General features: G+C 37.3%; 12 protein-coding genes, 1 tRNA gene and 1 pseudogene. 13 read left to right on the forward strand and 1 reads right to left on the reverse strand.

The genetic code is table 11. From position 1 onward, the window contains the following. Window positions 1-156 precede the first annotated feature (156 nt). From Q0376_RS02055 to Q0376_RS02115, 13 genes and pseudogenes are all read left to right on the forward strand, one after another. On the forward strand, window positions 157-1,908 hold the full coding sequence (locus Q0376_RS02055; RefSeq protein WP_298703531.1) for a 1-deoxy-D-xylulose-5-phosphate synthase: 1,752 nt from the start codon (window positions 157-159) through the stop codon (window positions 1,906-1,908). Between the two features lie 32 nt (window positions 1,909-1,940). Then, window positions 1,941-3,233, forward strand: a complete 1,293-nt coding sequence (locus tag Q0376_RS02060; RefSeq protein ID WP_298703533.1) for a hypothetical protein — start codon at window positions 1,941-1,943, stop codon at window positions 3,231-3,233. 169 nt (window positions 3,234-3,402) lie between these two features. Then, complete coding sequence (locus Q0376_RS02065) at window positions 3,403-5,163, forward strand: 1-deoxy-D-xylulose-5-phosphate synthase (protein ID WP_298703535.1); 1,761 nt, start codon at window positions 3,403-3,405, stop codon at window positions 5,161-5,163. Window positions 5,164-5,631: 468 nt separating this feature from the next. Further along, on the forward strand, window positions 5,632-6,993 hold the full coding sequence (locus Q0376_RS02070; RefSeq protein ID WP_298703538.1) for a hemolysin family protein: 1,362 nt from the start codon (window positions 5,632-5,634) through the stop codon (window positions 6,991-6,993). A 447-nt stretch (window positions 6,994-7,440) separates the two neighbouring features. Further along, complete coding sequence (locus Q0376_RS02075; protein ID WP_298703540.1) at window positions 7,441-8,478, forward strand: NADP-dependent oxidoreductase; 1,038 nt, start codon at window positions 7,441-7,443, stop codon at window positions 8,476-8,478. 184 nt (window positions 8,479-8,662) lie between these two features. Next, a complete protein-coding gene (locus Q0376_RS02080; RefSeq protein ID WP_298703542.1) occupies window positions 8,663-9,268 on the forward strand; it encodes a MarR family winged helix-turn-helix transcriptional regulator in 606 nt (201 codons plus the stop codon). Window positions 9,269-9,540: 272 nt separating this feature from the next. Further along, window positions 9,541-10,713 (forward strand): efflux RND transporter periplasmic adaptor subunit, encoded by a 1,173-nt coding sequence (locus tag Q0376_RS02085; protein WP_298703544.1) that lies wholly within the window; start codon window positions 9,541-9,543, stop codon window positions 10,711-10,713. Further along, complete coding sequence (locus tag Q0376_RS02090) at window positions 10,710-13,763, forward strand: efflux RND transporter permease subunit (protein WP_298703546.1); 3,054 nt, start codon at window positions 10,710-10,712, stop codon at window positions 13,761-13,763. The genes Q0376_RS02085 and Q0376_RS02090 overlap by 4 nt, the downstream gene beginning before the upstream one ends. 82 nt (window positions 13,764-13,845) lie before the next feature. Next, the gene (locus tag Q0376_RS02095; RefSeq protein WP_298703548.1) at window positions 13,846-14,163 is read left to right on the forward strand and encodes a hypothetical protein; all 318 of its coding nucleotides are present in this window, start codon (window positions 13,846-13,848) and stop codon (window positions 14,161-14,163) included. A 720-nt stretch (window positions 14,164-14,883) separates the two neighbouring features. After that, a tRNA-Arg gene (locus Q0376_RS02100) sits at window positions 14,884-14,960 on the forward strand. A 233-nt stretch (window positions 14,961-15,193) separates the two neighbouring features. Then, window positions 15,194-16,573 (forward strand): annotated as a pseudogene (locus tag Q0376_RS02105) (hypothetical protein). 187 nt (window positions 16,574-16,760) lie between these two features. Next, window positions 16,761-17,939, forward strand: a complete 1,179-nt coding sequence (locus tag Q0376_RS02110; RefSeq protein ID WP_298703550.1) for an amidohydrolase — start codon at window positions 16,761-16,763, stop codon at window positions 17,937-17,939. A 424-nt stretch (window positions 17,940-18,363) separates the two neighbouring features. After that, on the forward strand, window positions 18,364-19,713 hold the full coding sequence (locus Q0376_RS02115) for an NAD(P)-dependent oxidoreductase (RefSeq protein ID WP_298703552.1): 1,350 nt from the start codon (window positions 18,364-18,366) through the stop codon (window positions 19,711-19,713). Between the two features lie 374 nt (window positions 19,714-20,087). Here the strand turns inward: Q0376_RS02115 and Q0376_RS02120 are convergent. Continuing rightward, on the reverse strand, window positions 20,088-21,210 hold a 1,123-nt coding region (locus tag Q0376_RS02120), incomplete at its 5' end, for a MalY/PatB family protein (protein WP_298703554.1).

Genomic DNA, 21,210 nt, shown 5'->3' on the forward strand with positions numbered 1-21,210 from the left:
AATGGTCTATGAAACACCTAAGCCTAGGTGCCTTTGACTGTTACGGCTTTTTAGTATTTTTGAATGGTGTTTTCATTCGCGCTTTTAAGTAAAATTATATATAATAGAAAGTATATATAATATGTGAGACGAAATTGGACCCAGTCCATTGAAAGGATGAGTTTTTTGAATTTACTCAATAGGATTCATACACCAAGTGATGTAAAACAATTATCTCTCTTAGAATTACCGCTATTATGTGAGGAAATTCGAGAGGCCTTAATCGCTAATATGAAGGCTGTGGGCGGACATTTAGGACCTAATCTAGGTTTTTTAGAAGCGACTGTAGCTTTACATTATGTATTTGACTCGCCAAAGGACAAGATTGTTTTTGATGTATCACATCAATCCTATACTCATAAAATACTAACAGGTCGAAAAGCGGGTTTTGTTGATCCTGAACAATATGGCATATACTCTGGTTATACAAATCCATCAGAAAGTGAACATGATATGTTCTCCGTCGGTCATACTTCCACATCAGTTAGTTTAGCTACGGGATTAGCTAAAGCTAGGGATTTAAAAGGGAGTAATGAAAATATTATTGCCGTATTAGGTGATGGGGCCCTTTCTGGCGGCGAAGCTATGGAAGGACTCAATATTGGTTCTACCTTAGGGAGTAATTTAATCGTTGTTTTCAATGATAATGATATGAGCATTTCGCCTAATGTGGGCAGTATGTATTCGCATTTTAAAGAATTGCGTGATACTAAGGGGCAATGCGAAACTAATTATTTTAAAATTATGGGCTTTGATTATTATTTTGTTGAAGATGGTCATAATATAGAGGAATTAGTAAAGGCCTTCAACACTGTTAAAGATGTGCCACGACCAAGCTTAATTCATGTTGTAACCACTAAGGGCAAAGGCTGGGCTGAAGCTGAGGCGGATAAAGAATCCTTTCATTATATTAATGCAGCCCATAAGCCTAAAAAAGGCACCACCCTTACATATGCTGGCGTGGTAGCAGATCATTTGCTAGAGAAAATGAAAACTGATGCTACTGTTATTGCTATGACAGCAGCTATTCCTGGAACATCGGGATTTAATCCAGAGCGCCGGGCTAAGGCAGGCAAACAATTTTTTGATGTAGGCATTGCAGAAGAGCATATGATTGCTATGGCTGCGGGGCTTGCTAAAAATGGCGCGAAACCAGTTGTATTAGAAAATAGTACGTTTCTATCTCGCACCTATGATCAATTAAGTCAAGACCTTTGTTTAAATAGTAATCCTGCTACCATTATGTCCTATGGATTAAGTGGTGGAATTGCAGGAACTGATGCGACTCATACAGGGGCGTTTGACTTAGCCATGATGGGGAGTATTCCTAATCTTGTGATTTTATGTCCTGCTTCTAAAGATGAAGTATTAGCTATGCTTGATTGGTCCATGGAGCAAAGGGACCATCCTGTAGTAATTCGCGTTACTGGTGCCGTTCGCAATGAGCCAAGTGGTGGTATGTTCACTGGTGAATTAAAAAATGAAATAACACATGAAGGACGTACAGTGGCCATTTTAGGGCTTGGACCATTTTATTGTTTAGGAGACGCGTTGCGTCAGGCCTTACAAGAGACATTAGGCATTGAAGCGACATTGATTAATCCTCGTTTAGCCTCTGATGTAGATAAAGACACTTTGGCATCCTTACAGAAAGATCATAGCATCGTAGTTACCTTAGAAGATGGTGTATTAGCTGGCGGTTATGGTCAAAAAGTGGCGCAATTTTATGGGGCTACTCCAATGAAAGTACTTAATTATGGCATGGAAAAAGAAGTAAATGATCGCGTGCCTAAAGAGGAATTATATGCCCGCTATGGTTTAGAACCAGCAGCCATGGTTGAAGATATTAAGGCTTTATTAGAGCATTGAGTTTGAAGTTAGTTATGGAATAGGGGGACCGAATGGCAAATATATGGCGTATCAAAACAACTGAAGACGCGAATAGTAAGCTTTGTTTGGACAATCATATGATTGCCATCGGTTGGCCTCCTTATGTGCCCGATACTATTGTTTCTAATCATCCCAATAGTCTTAATGGATTTGGCTCAATATGTAGAGCGCAATTAGAACAGCAATTTATTGAAATTAATACGTATGAGGCCTATGAAGAAATCGTGCAAAATTATGCCTTATATGAAGGGCAAAAAGGGCGAAAAACGAGTGTTAATGCTTTTGTAAATAAAATAAAAATAGGTGATTATGTATGGATTACTTATAGAAGCCAATATTATTTAGGCAAGATATGCAGTGATGAACTTATTTTTAAATATCACAAAGAACAAAAGATTGGCGAAGATCATCATGATTATTTACAGCGTCCCATAGCATATTGGATACATGTAGGCGATGAAACGAAAGTACCTGGTGCTGTTGTAAGGGCCTTTGCTTTTAGAGGGAATACGGTGCAATGCATTGAAAAGGGCAAGGAGGCAGTAGCGGCATATAGTAAGTATATAGAGCAAGTCGTGATACAAGATTTTAATGGAACATCTAAGCCACTTCATAAACTACTTCACAAGCCACTTCACAAGCCATTTTATAGGCCACTTCATAATCAGCTGTGGCAAACTGTAGAAGCGATTAAAGAGTCTCTATCTGAGATGCGTCAAACAGCTGATGCCCATCAAACTGAGGCGTATTACAGCGCTTTTAAAGAGCGATTTTTTAATCTTTTAGGCACTGATGACTGTGAAGATTTACTTTGTTTTTGGCTCTATCATACATATGGCTATATTCCTTGGCCGTCATCAAATAAAAGGCAAACGGCTACGTATGAATGCATATTATTAGATCCTAAAAATCCAGGTAAGGAAATCTATATACAGGTAAAAAGCGGTGGCTCTCAATGTTTAGAAAGCAAGAACTATACTAAATTATTAACCTATGAGCCAGATGAAGTAGTAACGAATGAACTTTTAGGCAAAGAAAAAGAAACTACCTTAAAGACTTTATGTCATAAAGATACTACCATAGAACATGAAGTCTTTTTATTTACAGCTGCTGATCGGGTTATCTTAAATCATGATTCTTGTTTTGGTTCAGCCATTAAGACAGTCACTACTGATGAAATTTTTAAAATACTCCTTAGTAAAGAATCTAATAGTCGAGGTGAAGTATTAAGTCATAGTATATGCACTCGCATTATGTATTGGCTTGTTATTGCCTATAATCAGATACATGAAATATATTTTTAATTACGCCTTGACTTGAAGTCGACTTCAAGGTTTATACTAAAACCCGTAGTTAAGAAATCAAAGCTTATTACTTAGTAAGAGATTTCTTAAGTGCGGGATTTTTTTTGCTTTTAATATATGTAAGTGCATACATATATTTATAATATGTAATGAGAGAAAGGGTATTTGTATGAATGAATTAAAATTATTAAATACAGTAAATTCACCAAAAGATATTAAGTCTATGTCTGTAGATCAATTAAAAGAATTGGCACAGGAGATTCGCGAAGTTTTAATTGAACGCGTAACTACTACTGGTGGTCATATGGCGCCAAATCTTGGCTTTGTAGAACCTACCTTAGCGCTTCATTATGTATTTGATTCACCAACTGACAAATTTGTTTTTGACGTGTCTCATCAGTCCTATATTCACAAAATCTTAACTGGTCGTAAAGAAGCCTTTACTGACCCTGCTTCATATACAAAATATTCTGGTTATACAAATCCAAATGAAAGTGAACATGATTTCTTTACTATTGGTCATACATCAACGGCTGTAAGCTTGGCCACTGGTCTTGCTAAAGCGCGTGATCTAAAAAAAGAAGCCGGTAATGTAATAGCTATTTTAGGTGATGGCTCCCTATCTGGTGGTGAAGCCATGGAAGGCCTTAATGTGGCAGCTACATTAAATAGTAATTTCATCGTACTTTTCAATGATAATGATATGAGTATTGCTCCTAATGAAGGTGGCGTGTATAAAAATTTAAAAGAATTGCGTGACACGAAGGGGCAAGCTAGCAATAACTACTTTAAAGCTATGGGTCTTGATTATGTATTCATTGAAGATGGCCACGATTTACAGGCTCTAATTGATACATTTAAAACTGTAAAAGATAGCCAAAAACCTGTTGTAATTCACATGGTTACGGTAAAAGGCAAAGGCTATGCACTAGCTGAAGCAGATAAGGAAACTTATCATTACATTATGGGCAAGGACTTTGATGTAGAAGCTTATAGTAAAGAAGAACATTATGATGAAATCATTGCTGAATTTTTAGTTAAGAAAATGAAAGCTGATCCTACTGTAATTGGCTTGACTGCTGGTGTACCAGGCATTGCCGGATTCAATCCAGCACGCCGTGCTGAAGTGGGCGCTCAATTTGTAGATGTAGGCATTGCGGAAGAACATATGGTAGCAATGGCAGCAGGACTTGCAAAAAATGGTGCTAAACCAGTTATCTTAGATGCTGGCACATTCCTACAACGTACTTATGACCAATTAACACAAGACTTAGCCTTAAATAGTAATGCAGCTACTATTTTGTCCTTCCCTCTAGGTGGTGGTATTTCATCAATGGATGCGACGCACTCCAGTGCCTTCGATATGGCTATGATGAACAGTATTCCAAATCTTACAGTCTTATCGCCAGCTACTAAAGATGAATTACTCTCTATGCTTGATTGGTCCTTAGAACAAACTGATGGACCGGTTATGATTCGTGTACCTGGTGGTAATGTACAGACTTATGAAGCAGGAAACGCCTTTGATGGCAGTTTACAAAATGAAGTAGTTGAAACTGGTGATACCGTAGCTATCTTGGGTCTTGGTGCTTTCTATGATTTAGGTCTTCGCACTAAGGCTGAATTAGAAAAAACATTGAGTATTAAGGCAACCTTAGTAAATCCTCGCCTTTCGTCTGCAGTAGATAGCAAGGTATTGGATAGCTTAAAAGCAAATCATACACTTGTTGTTACATTGGAAGATGGCGTACTTGATGGTGGTTTTGGTGAAAAAGTAGCTCGTTACTATGGACCAAGCCATATGAAAGTCATCACAATTGGTATGACTAAAGAAGTAAATGATCGTGTTCCTATGGAAGAGCTTATTAAACGCTATCATTTAAGTCCAGAGCTTATTGTAGAAGATATTAAAGCGACATTAGCAGAATAAGTATATTTGAAATATAGTTGTATGAATATATAATTGAAATATAGCTGTATGAATATGTATTGTGAATATGGCTATAGTATCAATTTGTTGCAGTATAGCTATAGTATTATCTAGTTGACATATATTTAGTAAGTTATAGTTAGTAGTAATAACTCCTAATCAATCTAAATAATCAAATGCAGAAAAGCCATAACCACTGATTACACAAGGTTATGGCTTTTTTGTAGTAGTTTGTAGCAGTTTCTAATAGATAGTTATGGCTTTTGTAATGAAGTTAAGCATTTTGTAGTAGAAAGGCTAGGACTATTTTGTAATAGCGTGTAATATTTTATCTTAATACTTTGTTTTTTCTCCTATGGATTAGCGAAAATCTTAGAAATTTGATATACTTAAGATTAATACATAAAGAAAATACATGTAAAGTACGCATGTAAGTATCCACTTGAGTAAGAGGAGAGTGATAGATAAGTGGACGGTGATGTAGGTCTGGAGATACTCATAATTTTATTATTAATTGTGGCCAATGGCATTTTTTCAATGACTGAATTGGCTGTTGTGAATTCTCGTAAAGGCTTATTAGAAGATAGTGCTGAAAAAGGCAGTATAGGGGCTCAAAGAGCCATTCAATTATCAGAAGACCCAAATCAAATGTTTTCTACCATTCAAATAGGTATTACCTTGATTGGTATTGTTACTGGTTTGTATTCTGGTGCCGCCTTAAGTGATCCCTTAGCTAAGAGTATTAAGGAGTATATTCCTTCCTTAGCTATCTATGCTGATTCCTTTAGCCCTATTATTATCGTGTCCCTAACGACTTATTTGTCGTTAGTCATTGGTGAATTGGTGCCTAAGCGCTTGGCTTATAATTCACCAGAGCGCATTGCCATCATTATGGCGGTGCCAATGCATTATTTCTCAGTTATAGCTAAACCTTTGGTAGCTTTATTAAGTCTATCTACGTCTGGCTTATTGAAGTTAATGGGCGTAAAAGACAAGGAAGAATCGCCCGTTACGGAGATGGAAATTAATAAAATGCTCACCCAAGGGGTGGAATTGGGTGCCTTTGAAAAGGATGAACCTCGCTTAGTTGACAATGTATTTAGATTAGCTGATTTAAATGCTGGCGATGTTATGACACCGCGAACGCAGTTAAAATGGTTAGATCTTAATACATCAGAAGAAGAGATTCGTAATATTCTTTGTAATTCATCCCACTATCGTTTACCTGTAGGGGTTGATTCCTTAGATGAATTAAAAGGCCTCATTATTGTAGCTGATGTGTTTGCTTCGTATGTAAAAGAAGGCGAAGGTCAGTCCTTAAAAGCTATTGTAGAATCAAGTATTAAAGAACCAGTTATGGTACCAGAATCCATTAGCTTGATGAAGCTCTTAGAATTATTCCGTACCGAAGGGGTTCATGAAACTGTAGTACTTGATGAGTATGGCGGTTTTAGTGGTCTTGTTACACTCCATGATATTATGGAAAAATTAGTTGGTTTAATGCCTGCGAGTGAAGATGAATTAAAAGAGGAAGAAAATCGCATTATTAAGCGCAATGACTCTACTTGGCTTGTTGATGGCCTCATTAGTATTGATGAGTTCAAAGAATATTTTGACATAAATAAAGAATTACCTGGCGAAGACGAAGATTTATATAAAACTGTTGGCGGCTTCTTTATGTATCTCTTTGGACGTATTCCAAAAGAATTGGATCGGGCTACTTGGGAAGACTATACCTTTGAAGTTGTCGATATGGATAATGTGCGTATTGATAAAGTCATGGTGATTCATGAGTCAGCCCCTCTTGAAGAAACAGGGGAAGCAAACTAAGCAAGAGAATGCGAAGTTGATTAGTAGGTAAGCCTACGCAAAGCTAATTACTAAGTGATTAGATATGAACTAATTGGTAGGTAGTTAAGATAAAAAAAACGAATTAGTACGCTTACATGTCTTTTTGCATAAATATTAAAAAAATATAAATAATATACTTTTTAAAATATAGTAATTATAAATCAAAAATCCTTAGAACTGTTATTTAATAAAGAGATAACGTATCTAAGGATTTTTTATTTTAATTATTTTATTGTATTAATTTAGTATTCAAGTTAAAATAGTAATAAGTAATAAAATTGAATAATCAATTAAAAAAATAGATAACTAGTAATATATTTTGTAATTTATATTTTTGATTTGTATAAAAGTTAAAAATATAGTCATATAAGCTAATGATATTTATTTTACAAAGAGTGTAATTATTATAAAGAGAGAAGGTCTATTATGAAAGCATTACAGCTTGTTCGTCAGGGAACTTTTTTTGATGCTAGAATGGTTAAGGTAAAACAACCCGTCATGGGGGCTGACGAGGTATTGGTGGAAGTAGTATATGCAGGGGTAAATCCAGCAGATTATTTAACTGCTACTGGATTTTTTAATATTATTAAAAAGCCCACATTACCTCATACCTTAGGCTTTGAATTATGCGGCAAAGTTGTGGCTAAAGGAGCCCATATAAAGCGCTTTGAAGTGGGGGATATTGTCATTGGTAGCAGTGATGCTTGCTTTGCTTCCTATGTGACTGTGAAAGAACATGAAATTGCCAAATTGCCCGAATATTATAGCTTAGAGGAAGGGGCAGCTATTCCAGTGGCTGCTTTAACAGCTTATCAAGCTTTAGAGCGCCTAGCTGTACCGGGCCTTACTGTGAATACTCAGTCTCAAAGGGGCACTGCTGGAGCTAGTTCTGATTCTTTATTTATTGCTGGCGGCACAGGAGCTGTAGGCTTTATGACGATTATTTTGGGGCGCGCCATGGGGCTTACTATATATGTAAGTGGCAGTAGTAAAAAAGCGGAGGAAGCCTTAGCATTAGGTGCTACTAAAGTATTTGATTATAAAAGCAAAGATCCTATTGAATTGCCAAAGCCTGCTTCTTATGGTATTGATATGGTCGGTGGGGGCATGACACGGAAGGTGCAGCAATTGGTGAAGGACCATGGCCGAGTTGTGACCATTAAGGGTATACCTACAGGCAATTTTGCTAAAGAAGAAGGCTTAGCTTTTTGGCAGCAACAATTATTGCAATTGGCTTCTGCACCATATAGATATTATGCTAAATGGCGTAATCAAAGTTATGATTTTATATCCGTAAAGTCTAAGGGCTTACAGTTAGAATATATGTTACAAATACTAAGAAATGCAGAATATAAACCAAGTATAGACAGTATATTTCCTCTTAGTGAAGGGGCTAAGGCATTACATCATGTCCATGAAGGTAGCCTAAAAGGTAAGGTTCTTTTAAAAATAGGCAATGTATAAGAAGAACATAGATAATGTATACACCATATATAAGTAGTATGTGAGTAATATAAAATTATAAGTAATGTTTGATCCATATAAATATATAAGTAGTATTTGCGTAATAGATAAGTATTGTATAGATAAAAGGTGACTATAGGTATAGGGGCTAGTAGTTTGTAGTTAGATGTAAAAGGAGCTTGTTATGGAGAGAATTTCAGAAGTAGGGGTAGACACTGAGGTAGTAGAGCTCAATCATTCGATATATCAATTTAAACCATTAATTGAAACAATTAGTATTTTTTCTGCCTATATTAATGAATTGCGGAAAGAGTTTTTAAAAGAATCTATAAAAATTTATTTAGATTCTGTGCCCTTAGATATGGCTAAGGGCATAGGGAAGAAAAAGTTTAATCACTCGGAAATGCAAATTATTAGTTTTATTGAATCAAAGGAAGACCATATTGCAACCTATCAAGAATTGGTGCAGGCCATGCCTTTTTCACAGGGCATGTTATCTCGATATGTTAAACGGTTAGCTACAGAAGGCTTACTTGTTAAATTTCATAAAAATAGTGATTTAAAATCCATCGTATTGCGCACTACTGAACTGGGCAATTCCTTTGCTATGATTCACAATGAGCTACATAAATTAGAAGATAAACATTATGAAAATTTATTGAAGACTATTCCACCAGAGAAGGTAGAGGATACCTTAGAAGTGTTAGAAATTATTATGAATGGTACCTATATCTTATCAGAAGAAGATCGGGCCAAATTTAATACTTTATGTGTGCCTGATAAGGCCTAATCGTAAATACGATAGTAAACTATAACAATAAATAAGATAGTAGATAAAATAGTAAGATCTAAAGCCTAGGTTCCTAACTATATAGTATAGGAATCTAGGCTTATTTATTGGGTCTTCATAGTACGGGGATAAAATGAAATGTAATTCATTGACAATTTTTTTATGCCTACGTAAAATTAACTTAAATATTACCAGTAATATATTTTATAATAAGCATATACATTAGGCTAAATTGAATTGTAACTATAATTTTATATAAGGAGGTTATTTTAATGAGGAAATACCTAAGTAAGTCCTGGCAATATATGATGCTTGGCCTTGTAGCTATAAGTATAGGCCTTGTCATAAGTGGTTGTGGCAGTGAAGAAAAAACAGCTGACACGGCGCCTTTAGTCAAAACCATGGTGGTGGGAAAGGATATGGCAGGGCAGGAAAATTCCTTAGCAGGCACGATTAAAAATCGATATGAAACAGCTTTATCGTTCCAAATTGGTGGGCGCGTGATTCAAAAGAATTTTACTGTTGGTGATACCGTGAGTGCTGGACAGGTTTTAGCCGTATTGAGTCAAAGTGACACAAGTAGTCAATTACAAAATGCCCAAGGTGCATTAGCAGCGGCTCAATCGCAGTATGATTTAGCCGCTACTAATGTGGAACGGTATCGTATTTTATACGCTCAAGAAGCGATTAGCCAATTACAGTTAGATCAGATGGAAAATAATTTTAAAGTGGCTGCAGCTCAATTATCTCAAGCACAGGCTAATGTACAAGCAAGTACTAATCAACAAGAATATACACAATTAGTGGCACCTGCTGATGGCGTTATTACAGCCAGTGCTATTGAAGTCGGTCAAGTCGTAGGTGCTGGCCAAACGGTAGGTTCCATTGCCGTAGGAAATGAGCCAGAAGCAGTGATTGCTTTACCAGAGCAAATGCTTGCGTCAATTTCTGTAGGCACACCAGCTAAGGTTTCGTTCTGGGCCTTACCAAATGATACTGTAGCAGGTGTAGTGCGCGAAATTTCACCAGTGCCAGATCCTACAGCGCGTACCTATACTGTTAAAATAAGCCTTACGAATCCGCCTAGTGCGCTAAAACTAGGGATGACTTCACAGGTTGTATTTGATCAAGCTGGCAATGCCGGTCTTACAGTGCCTTTAACGGCCTTAGTGAATAAAGCGGGGACAGAGCAGAACAATAGCAAGGCAATTACCAATGATACAACAAGTAATGGTAAAGCCACAAATGGGAATCTATCTAATCAAGCAGGCACTAGTACTGGACAGGTTTATGTAGTAAAAGACGGTACCGTACATTTAGTAACGGTTCAATTAGGAGCCTTAGGCAATAATAGTGTAGTTGTTGTATCGGGTTTATCTAAAGGTGACAGGGTCGTTACAGCAGGGGTCGATAAATTAGAGGAAGGAGCTAAAGTACGTATATGAGTCGTTTTAATCTAGCTGATTGGGCTCTTAGACATAAATCTATAATTTACTTCTTCATGGCTATGCTCTTTGCTATTGGCACCTTTTCCTTCATTAACATAGGTCGTATGGAGGACCCAAATTTTACTATTCGTACTATGGTAGTAGGGGCTAGTTGGCCAGGGGCATCACCACAGCAAATGTCTGAGCAAGTAACGGATAAATTAGAAGAAAAAATTCGCGATTTACCAGGGATCGATTATACAAAAAGCTTTACTGATGGCGGTAAGACCGTTATTTATATTAATTTAAAAGAAACTGTACCATCTAGTGAGGTACGGGCTGCTTGGACTGAAGTGCGCCATATGGTAGAGGATGAGTGGCGTAATTTGCCAGCCGGTGTACAAGGTCCGATGATTAATGACCGATTTGATGATGTATATGGCACAATTTATGCTCTCACCGGTGATGAGTATTCCTATGAAGATAAGCGTGCCTATGCAGAGCAAATTAAGCGTATATTACTGACTGTTCCTAATGTAAAGCGCATTGATTTAAAAGGTGTACAGGAACAGACTTTATATGTAGAAATAAATAAGGATAAGCTCGCATCGTATAAGATTAGTAGTCAAAGCTTATTAAATGCGATTAAGCAGCAAAGTGCGATGACACCATCGGGCATGATTGATACAGATACAAATAATGTGTATTTACGTGTTAATGGTCTCTTTGATAGTGTTGATGCTGTACGGGATATGCCTTTGCAGATTAATGGTCAAACACTTCGTTTAGGTGATATGGCCACGGTTCGTTTAGATTACGAATCACCACAGGGCCCTTTATTTTATTTTAATGGTAAGCCAGCCATTGGCATTGCTGTATCTATGGATGCAGGGGCAAATAATATTGAATTTGGTAAGGACTTAGATGCTAAACTTGCTGCCTATACATCGGAGTTACCTTTAGGGCTTGAAGTGAGTCAAGTATCGAATCAGCCAAAAGTAGTAGATGAATCTATTAGTGAATTTACGCGGTCTTTATTTGAAGCCATTACCATTGTATTGATTGTAAGCTTTATTTCTTTAGGCGTGCGCAGTGGTATTGTAGTAGCCCTTACGATTCCGGTTGTAGTGGCCAGTACCTTTGTGGGTATGTTTGCAGATGGTTTAGAACTACATAAAGTAAGTTTAGGGGCGCTCATTATTTCTCTTGGCTTATTAGTGGACGATGCTATTATCGTTGTAGAAATGATGACCTTAAAAATGGAAGAAGGCTTGGATACGCATAGTGCTGCTACATTTGCGTATAAAGCTACTGCCTTTCCTATGCTCAGTGGTACTTTAATTACTTGTTCTGGCTTTTTGCCAATTTTCTTGTCAAAAGGTACCGTAGCTGAATTTACTCATACTTTATTTATCGTTGTAGCCTTGGCCTTACTTTTATCATGGTTTGCCTCTGTATTAGTGAGTCCAGTATTGGGGAGTAAGTTAATACGGATTAAGGAAAATCATGAAGACAGCCGGGCTGTACGAGTACAAAGAGCCTTTTTAAAACGCTTTGAAAAGGTCTTGCATTGGTCCTTAGGCCATCGTCGTCTCGTGTTGATTACAACTATAGTTTTATTTATTGTATCACTTATTAGCGTGCCGCTTATTAAGGTGGAATTCTTCCCATCCTCCACGCGGCCTGAAATTATGCTAGCTGTACAATTCCCGCAAAGTTCATCCTTACAATATACGAAGGAACAGGCGGAAAAGTTAGATGCTATTCTCAGTGGTGATAAGCGTGTGGAGCATTATTCGACGCATATTGGTGAAGGGGCACCACGCTTTGTATTGACCTTAGAACCTGAAGTGGAGCGCAATAATTTCATGCAATATGTTATTGTTGCTAATTCCTTAGATGATCGCAATAGTTTGTATAAGGAATTAAACGAAAAATTAAAAGATGAATTTCCATCGGCTCTCATCAATATGAGCTTTATCCAAACAGGGCCACCATCGAAATACCCGATTATGTTCCGTGTAGCAGGTCCTGATATGGACCAAGTTAAGGCCATAGCTAATAAGGTAGAAGATGTATTTAAAACACATCCAGAAATCAGTGATATTTCTGAAGATTGGCCAGATAGCACACCGAATATTAATATTCATATTGACCCTGCTAAAGCTCGTATGATGGGCGTTGATAGCTATTCTGTGGGTCTTGATTTACACAGTAAAATTTCTGGTGTATCAGCTGGGGAATACTATGTGGGAAATCAGACGATTCCAATGAAATTTAAGCTCGGTGGCGATGAAGATCATAATATGAGTGTATTGCAAAATATTCCAGTTCAAACGGGTTCTGGTGCGTATGTACCACTCAGTCAAATTGCTACTATCTCGATGGGATCAGAAGATGGTATCATTTGGCGGCGTAATATGGAACCTACTATTACTGTTCATGGCAATGTACCACCTAATGTAATGGCTAATAGTTTAGCTACTGATATAAATAAACAGCTAGACTCCTTGCGTGACGAATTGCCTCCAGGTTATACAATTAAAGTGGACGGCTCGGCAGAACAAAGTAATATTGCTATGAACAATCTAAAAGGGCCTATGCCAATTATGCTCTGCCTTATTATGATTATCCTCATGTTCCAATTAAAGAAAATATCGCTTATGCTCATGGCCTTATTAACGGCGCCTTTAGGCCTTATTGGGGTAGTATTGACCATGTTGCTTACTAATACACCAATGGGCTTTATGGTAATATTAGGGGTGATTTCCTTAAGTGGTATGATTATCCGTAATTCTATCATTTTAATCGATCAAATAGAGTTACATCGCAAGGAAGGTCAAGATATATACGAAGCCATTGTAAGCTCTACGATATTGCGCTTTAGACCCATTATGCTAACAGCCTTAGCAGCGATTTTAGGGATGGTGCCACTCATGCGCAGCGCCTTCTGGTCACCTATGGCGATTGCCTTTAGTGGGGGGCTCTTAGTGGCTACCATTTTGACTTTACTGGTCTTACCTGTTATGTATGCCGTATACTTTAAGGCTCCTAATGAGGATAAATAGGAAAAATACATATTGATTAGTTACTACTATATATGGTTAAATAATAAAAGAAGACTAAACAATTAGAAAGGGAGCTATTAGGATGACTAATGTAGCGTACTATGCTATCCACTATGGGGTAGATGAAAAAGGTTATATTGCTTATAACAAAGAAACACATGATGTAGAGGTAGTCTTGCCAGATGAAACTTGGCAGCAAAAAGTTTGGTCCTATTTACATACGGAACAAGAAATTGAAAAAGCAACGGGCATTGATACGTATGATACAGTACGTATTGCACCATTAGAATCCTTAGAAAATTTAAAATTAGCATTAACCTTAATGTGGGGACGAACTGATGTACAAGTTGACTGGAGTCGACCTGTAGAACTTGATGGTCAACTTATGTTCCCTGAATAAGAATAGTATAAGATATTAATAGTATGAAAAAGAGGCTATAGTGATGGGAAGTAATCCATTTCACTATGGCCTCTCTTTTGTTTTATATGGCTTTATACTATGGCTAGATACTATTGATGTAGTATAGAGCTTGTTCCATGAGGAATAGGCGGGCAAATTGTGGATATTATGTTATAAAATAGTCAATATGTGTGGAAAACTTTTAGTAAATTAGAAAAGTTATACACAAAAATCTGTGAATAAGTTGTGGATAGATTGTGGATTGGCTGTGTGTAAAGCCTTTGTAAAAGTGGATAAATTCAATAAATGGTGGATAATTCTGTGCATAAGTACATAAAAATAGTGGAAAAATGCCGTTGTTAAGGTAAAAAATGAATTAAACACAGGTATTGAGAAAAAACTTTATCCACAAGGGATAGACCAAATATATAGTTTCGAATATTTGTCCATATTATGTATAGAATTTGTAAAGCCTTTGTTCGAAGGATTCATATCCCTGGATAAGGTTGTTGATGAATAGGAATAGTTTATTTTACATTATTGTTATTTAGGTACTTTCATATGTATTTGTGAAGTAATATATCTTCTTTTATATGCACTAATACGCTCTTTTTTATGTAGAAATAGAGATAGCAATATGTGTATTAAGATGTGTAATATATGTGTAGCATTATGTGTTGCGATAAATGAAGGGAGCGTTTATAATAAATATATTGTTATGCGCCCATAGCTCAGGTGGATAGAGCAGCAGTTTCCTAAACTGCGTGCCGTGCGTTCGAATCGCGCTGGGCGCACCAAAAAATATATATAATAAAAAAGCTAGTATTCAAAAGTAATATAAAGAATACTAGCTTTTTTTTGCATTTTAATACTATAATATAATTTGTATATTTTATACAAATAAAATGATTAAAAATCCCTAATAGACTAATTGTTTGATTGCTTAGCTTGACCAATCATAATGATTATAAAGGGATTTTTTAGGTACAAGAGGTATTTAGTGGCTTGTGGTTAAGAGAGGAGTTTTTGTATGTTTAAAAATGTAAAGGCACCACATACTTTTGTTTTACTTGTAGGGCTGATTATTGTAGCAGTGATTGCAACGCATTTTGTGCCGGCTGGTTCGTTTGAACGTTTTAAAGACGCCGAAACAGGACGCACCTTGGTTAAGGCGGGATCCTTTGCTTTTATAGATTCAAATCCAGCTAATTTATGGGATGTGCCGGCCATTATATATAAGGGCATCGTCAAATCGGCGCCTATTGTAACTTTTATTTTAATCATTGGCGGGGCTTTTGAAATTATCATTGATACCAAAGTATTCTCGGCTCTAGCTCAACGATTATCTAGAGTATTTACTAAGTAGCGTTTTATGGTTATCCCTGCTTTTGTTACTTTATTTTCTATCTTTGGTGCCACCATGGGGATGTCTACAGAAGTTATGATTTTTGTGCCTATTGGTATTGTATTGGCTGAGTCCTTAGGGCTCGATCGGGTTACGGGGACGGCCATGATTGCCATGGGGGCAGCGATTGGTTTTACAGCAGGTGTGCTCAATCCTTTTAGTGTGGGCGTAGCACAATCTATTGCGCAATTACCACTTTTTTCAGGTAGCGGGTATCGCGTATTTATTCTTGCCTGTTTAATTGTTATTACATCCTTATATATTATGTGGTATGCTAAACGCGTTATGGCGGACCCTACGAAGAGTATCGTATATGGAGAGGAAAACCCGCCAGAATTTAAGCTTGAAAAAGAAGAAGTGCCCTTAGATTTGCGCATGACGTTGAGTTTATTAGCTATTGTAGTTGGCATGGCTGGCTTAATTTATGGTTTAGTAAAACTGGATTGGTATTATGAAGAAATGTCTGGTTTATTCTTAACCTTAGGCGTTGTGGTTGGTTTAATTGCAGGCTATGATATTAATAAAATTGCCAAAATTTTTGGTCGTGGTTGTGCTAATATTTGTGTAGGTGCTCTTATTATTGGCTTTGCTCGAGGCATCGAGGTCGTTTTAGGGGATGCTAAAATAATAGACACCATTGTATATTATTTATCTAATATAGTAGATGGTATGCCTAATTATTTACAAGCCATAGGCATGTTCCTTATTCAATCTCTCATTAATTGCGTTATCGTATCTGGTTCAGGTCAAGCTGTGGTAACGATGCCATTGATGACGCCATTGGCAGATATTATTGGCATGAGCCGTCAAACTCCTGTACTAGCCTTCCAATTAGGTGATGGTTTCTCAAATTCCGTATTGCCTACGTCCTCTTCCTTGATGGGATTCTTGGTAGTGTCCCGCATTCCTTATACGAACTGGTTGAAATTCATGATGCCATTGTTCATTTTATGGACCTTAGCGGGCTGCGTATTCATGGTAGGAGCGATACTTATTGGATATTAAAATGCAATGTCTTTTTAAATCGTAATAGTTGTTAGACGAGATTTAATTACATATGACGCCCGTAGCATGGACAAGTTGATTTGGCTTGCTGTGCACGGGTGTTTTATTACATTAAAAAGAGTACAATAAAGTGTATCAGTGTACTGGATTGGTGCATTAAGGTATGGCATAGGAGATGAAAATCTATATGAAAGAACAAGCAATAAAGAATGTGAAGGAGTTTTTAGTCAATTCCTTTGGTGCTAAATTAATTGAATTAAATGATAGAATTTTTGAGCTTAGTGAATTATCTGGTGAAGAGTATGAGTCTTCAAAATTATTAGCTAATTATTTGAGCGAATTAGGTTATACCCTTGAATATGGTGTGGGCGGCATGGAAACGGCTTTTCGCGCTACTTATATTCAGGGCGATGGTACAGGGCCTTCCTTTGGTTTATTCGCTGAATATGATGCCTTAGAGCGATTGGGCCATGGCTGCGGTCATCATATGCAGGGACCGGCTATTATTGGGGCAGCAGAAGTGATTCGACAATTTGCAGGGGCTGCTAATTATAAGATTGTTATTTATGGAACACCAGCGGAAGAGACCTTAGGTGGCAAAATTGTAATGGCTGACAATGGCTGTTTCAAAGATATTGATATAGCCCTAATGATGCATGCCGCTGATTCTACTTGTGTGGATGTAAAATGTATGGCTTTAGAAAATTTTGTCATTACATTTCATGGCAAATCCTCTCATGCGGCCATGAATCCAGAAGAAGGGCGCAGTGCTTTTGATGCTGTATTATTAAGCTTTAATGGCATTGAATTCCTTCGCGAACATGTAAAAGAAGATACTCGTATACACTACACAGTACGCGATGCTGGTGGGGCCCCTAATGTAGTGCCGAATCAGGCTGTTGCAGAATATACCTTGCGTTCCTATGATACAGCGTATTTAAATGAAGTGGTAGAACGGTTTATGAATATTTTAAAAGGCGCCGCCTTAATGACTGATACAAGCTTTGATGTGCAGTGGGATTATCCATTTAAGGCTAAAATTCCTGTACATTCCTTGAATGATTTAGTGATGGAACAGGCTAAGAATTTAGGAATGCCACAAATTACAGCACCTCGCGAAAAGACGGGGTCCACTGATTTTGGAAATGTTATGTACATGGTACCAGGTACTTGTATTCGCACAGCCTTTGTGGATCAAGGCATAGCGGCACATTCAACAGAGTATGTGGCGGCAGGGACGACAAAACGAGGTCATGAAGCCATGATTGATGCGGCCGTTGTGCTAGGTGCTACTTGCTTAGATTTACTTGCGGATCCAGATAAATTAAAGGCTATTCAAGAAGAGTTTAAGGCTCACTCAAAATAAGTAGACTTAGCGTTGATAGGTAGACTTAGAGTTGATATAAAGTATGTAATCCTTCACAGTTTTAGTATAGAGACTAAAGCAAAGTACGAAGGTCTTCCTGTATTATATAGGTATATGAAGACTTAACTACATGCTATGGGGTGTAGGATGGAACCTATAAATTGAGGCTAACATATAAATAGAAGTTAATATATAGAAATTAATATATAAATAGGACCTAATACATAATCAGGAACTAATACATAGGTGGGGTATAATACACCCAGTTGGGGCAAATTTAGATTTTAGTAATGCTAAAACAGCGATTGTTTTGTATAATATAAGTTAGTTTTTATATAGATAAGTTAATTCGCTTAATACATTTTGATGGTATAGAGAGAGCGTTACTATGTAGTGACAATTAGGGCTTAGAGGAGGCAGTAGTATGACTGAAGAATCAGGGAAATATGTAGAGTTTGACAAAGATTATACAATGGAAGAAGCATTGGCTGAGGCAAAGCGCTGTTTAAATTGTGCTAAGCCATTATGCCGTACAGGCTGTCCTATTGAAAATGAAATTCCAAGATTTATCCATGCCATTGCGAGTGGCAATTTTGGTGAAGCCAATGATATTATTGGGGAACGCAGTAATTTACCAGCCATTTGTGGCCGCGTGTGCCCACGAGAAAAACAGTGTGAAGGTCATTGTATTTTAAATCGTGCGAAAAAGCCGATTAATATTGGTAAATTAGAACGCTTTGCTGCAGACTTTGAAAGTAATCATGGTCTTCGTAAATTAAAACCAATTATTAAAGATCAAGGAAAGATTGCTGTTATAGGTTCCGGTCCTGCTGGCCTTACGGTAGCCGGTGATATGGCAAAACTTGGTTATGAAGTGACTATTTTTGAAAAACAAGAAGAACCAGGCGGTATTTTACTATATGGTATTCCTGCCTTCCGTCTTGGCAAGGATGTAGTGCGCCGTGAAATTAATCGTTTAAAACAATTAGGCGTAACATTTGAATGTAATACGGCTATTGGTCCAGAACGTAATTTAGATTCCTTAATGGCTGAAGGTTATGATGCTATTTTCATCGCCATTGGTACTCATGTGCCAATTCCACTACCTATGGAAAATGATGAAAAACCAGGTGTATTACAGGCTATGGCTTTATTAACAGCGGTTCAGTTATATAAAAATGGACGCTTAGGAGAAGAATCCATTGCTGTAAAACCAGGAGACCGCGTTATTGTTATTGGTGCTGGTAATGTGGCTATGGATGCGGCGCGTACTTGTGTGCGTTTAGGTGCAAAAAGTGTTAGCGTAGCTTATCGCCGTGGCGAAGCTAATATGAGTGCCAATCCATCAGAATATGAAGAAGCTAAAGAAGAAGGCGTTACATTTAACTTCTTTAGAGCACCTATTGGTGTAGAAGGAGAAGGCGATGAAGTAACAGGACTTCGTTGTGAAATCCAAGAAGGCCATGAAGATGGCTCTATTACAGGCACCGGGACTTATGATATTTTGCCAGCTGACAAGATTATTATCGCTATTGGTCAAAAGCCAAATACATCCATTGTAGGTCCTGAAAATGGTATTGATGTAGATAATAATGGTTATGTTATTACCCGTGAAATGCCTTATGGTATGACTAGCCGTAAAGGTGTATTTGCTGGTGGGGACATCGTTCATAAACCAGCTACAGTAGTATTAGCCATGCGAGCTGCTAAGAAAGTAGTAGAAGGCATGGTTAACTATTGCGAAGCAAAAAAATTCTTAGGTGATGTACAGTAATTTCAGCCTGATATAATGTAAGTGCAAGATAATATAAAAAATATAAAAAATATAAAAAATATAAAATAAAGCCTGTTATACGATTTTAAGTATACATTAAAAACAGAAAGCCCTTTGTGAAGAGTCATCTACAAGTTATTACTTATAGGTCTCATTCACAAAGGGCTTTTTATAAGGGATACAGCTAGTTGATATCTTATAAAGGAGCTATATCTTATAAAGTCATATCTTATAAAGTCATACCTTATAAAGGTAACTATATGCTGTAAAGGCTATAGCCATCTGAGATTTTATACAGGCTACAACGATGGGATAGTGCATAAAGGTTTAGCTTTATTATAGGAGATAGAACTGTATGTTTAGCATATAGTTGTTTAGTTTAATGATAGGCTTTGGATACCTTTTATAATGCGATTGGCTGCTTCTTCAACCACTTCAGGAGTTGTACCTAGGTTGAAGCGTGCAAAGCTTTTACATTGAGAGCCAAAGAGGGCTCCATAATTAAGGCCTAGTTTACAAGTATGGAGTAAGAAGTCAGTAGAATCTTGGTCGCCAATATAGGCGGAAAAATCAACCCAACTTAGATAGGTACCTTCTAATGGAGATATAACAAGCTTAGGTGCTGCTTCTAGGAGTTTATTTTTGAACAGCTCATAATTACTGTAAATTACGTCCTTTAATGCATCAAACCATTCGTCCCCTTCTTCATAGGCTGCTTGGGTAGCCACGAGATTGAGTACAGAGAGAGGATTGTGGTCGATGGATTTTACGAAACTATCATAGGTTAGGCGTAGTGCTTTATTAGGAATTACTACATGAGCTATAGGTAAAGAGGCTAGATTAAAGCTTTTAGACGTACTAAACAGACTAATGATGCGGTTCGCATAGTGTCCCTCATTTACCGTGAGGGCTGGTGTAAAATAATGTGGCTTAAAGAAAAAATCTTGATGGATTTCGTCACTTACAATGAGTACATCATGGCGTTCACAAATGGCGAAAAGGGTATTTAATTCCTCTTCTGTCCATACGCGACCTACAGGATTATGAGGATTACAGAAAATGAGGAGCTGTACCTTATGAGCTTTAATTTTTTCTTCTATATCAGTAAAATCCATAGTATAGCGGCCAGCTGTATCTTGCACTAAGGCACTAGTGATGAGATGGCGACTTGTATCCTCAGGGGCTGAGTGAAATGGTGGATATACAGGGGTTAAAATCATAATAGAATCGCCTACATTAGTAAAGGCTGACACGGCATTGTAAAATGCGGTTACTACACCACCAGAGAGACGAATATGACGAGGGTCTACTGTATAATTATGGCGGCGTTTTAGCCAACCATTAACAGCTTCTTTATATCCTGTAGGCAGTAAGGTATAGCCAAAAGCACCATGGTCAATGCGTTCTTTTAGGGCCTCTGTTACAGCCTTAGGTACTTTGAAATCAATATCGGCAATCCATAGGGGTAATACATCATCAGTGCCAAAACGCTGCACA

Source organism: uncultured Veillonella sp., assembly GCF_937981445.1.
Taxonomy (GTDB): Bacteria; Bacillota; Negativicutes; order Veillonellales; family Veillonellaceae; genus Veillonella_A.

What these genes read in the sequence shown, in the direction of transcription:
- Q0376_RS02055 (WP_298703531.1), top strand. Translation starts at nt 157, where the DNA reads ATGAGTTTTTTGAATTTACTCAATAGGATTCATACACCAAGTGATGTA.
- Q0376_RS02060 (WP_298703533.1), top strand. Translation starts at nt 1,941, where the DNA reads ATGGCAAATATATGGCGTATCAAAACAACTGAAGACGCGAATAGTAAG.
- Q0376_RS02065 (WP_298703535.1), top strand. Translation starts at nt 3,403, where the DNA reads ATGAATGAATTAAAATTATTAAATACAGTAAATTCACCAAAAGATATT.
- Q0376_RS02075 (WP_298703540.1), top strand. Translation starts at nt 7,441, where the DNA reads ATGAAAGCATTACAGCTTGTTCGTCAGGGAACTTTTTTTGATGCTAGA.
- Q0376_RS02080 (WP_298703542.1), top strand. Translation starts at nt 8,663, where the DNA reads ATGGAGAGAATTTCAGAAGTAGGGGTAGACACTGAGGTAGTAGAGCTC.
- Q0376_RS02085 (WP_298703544.1), top strand. Translation starts at nt 9,541, where the DNA reads ATGAGGAAATACCTAAGTAAGTCCTGGCAATATATGATGCTTGGCCTT.
- Q0376_RS02090 (WP_298703546.1), top strand. Translation starts at nt 10,710, where the DNA reads ATGAGTCGTTTTAATCTAGCTGATTGGGCTCTTAGACATAAATCTATA.
- Q0376_RS02095 (WP_298703548.1), top strand. Translation starts at nt 13,846, where the DNA reads ATGACTAATGTAGCGTACTATGCTATCCACTATGGGGTAGATGAAAAA.
- Q0376_RS02110 (WP_298703550.1), top strand. Translation starts at nt 16,761, where the DNA reads ATGAAAGAACAAGCAATAAAGAATGTGAAGGAGTTTTTAGTCAATTCC.
- Q0376_RS02115 (WP_298703552.1), top strand. Translation starts at nt 18,364, where the DNA reads ATGACTGAAGAATCAGGGAAATATGTAGAGTTTGACAAAGATTATACA.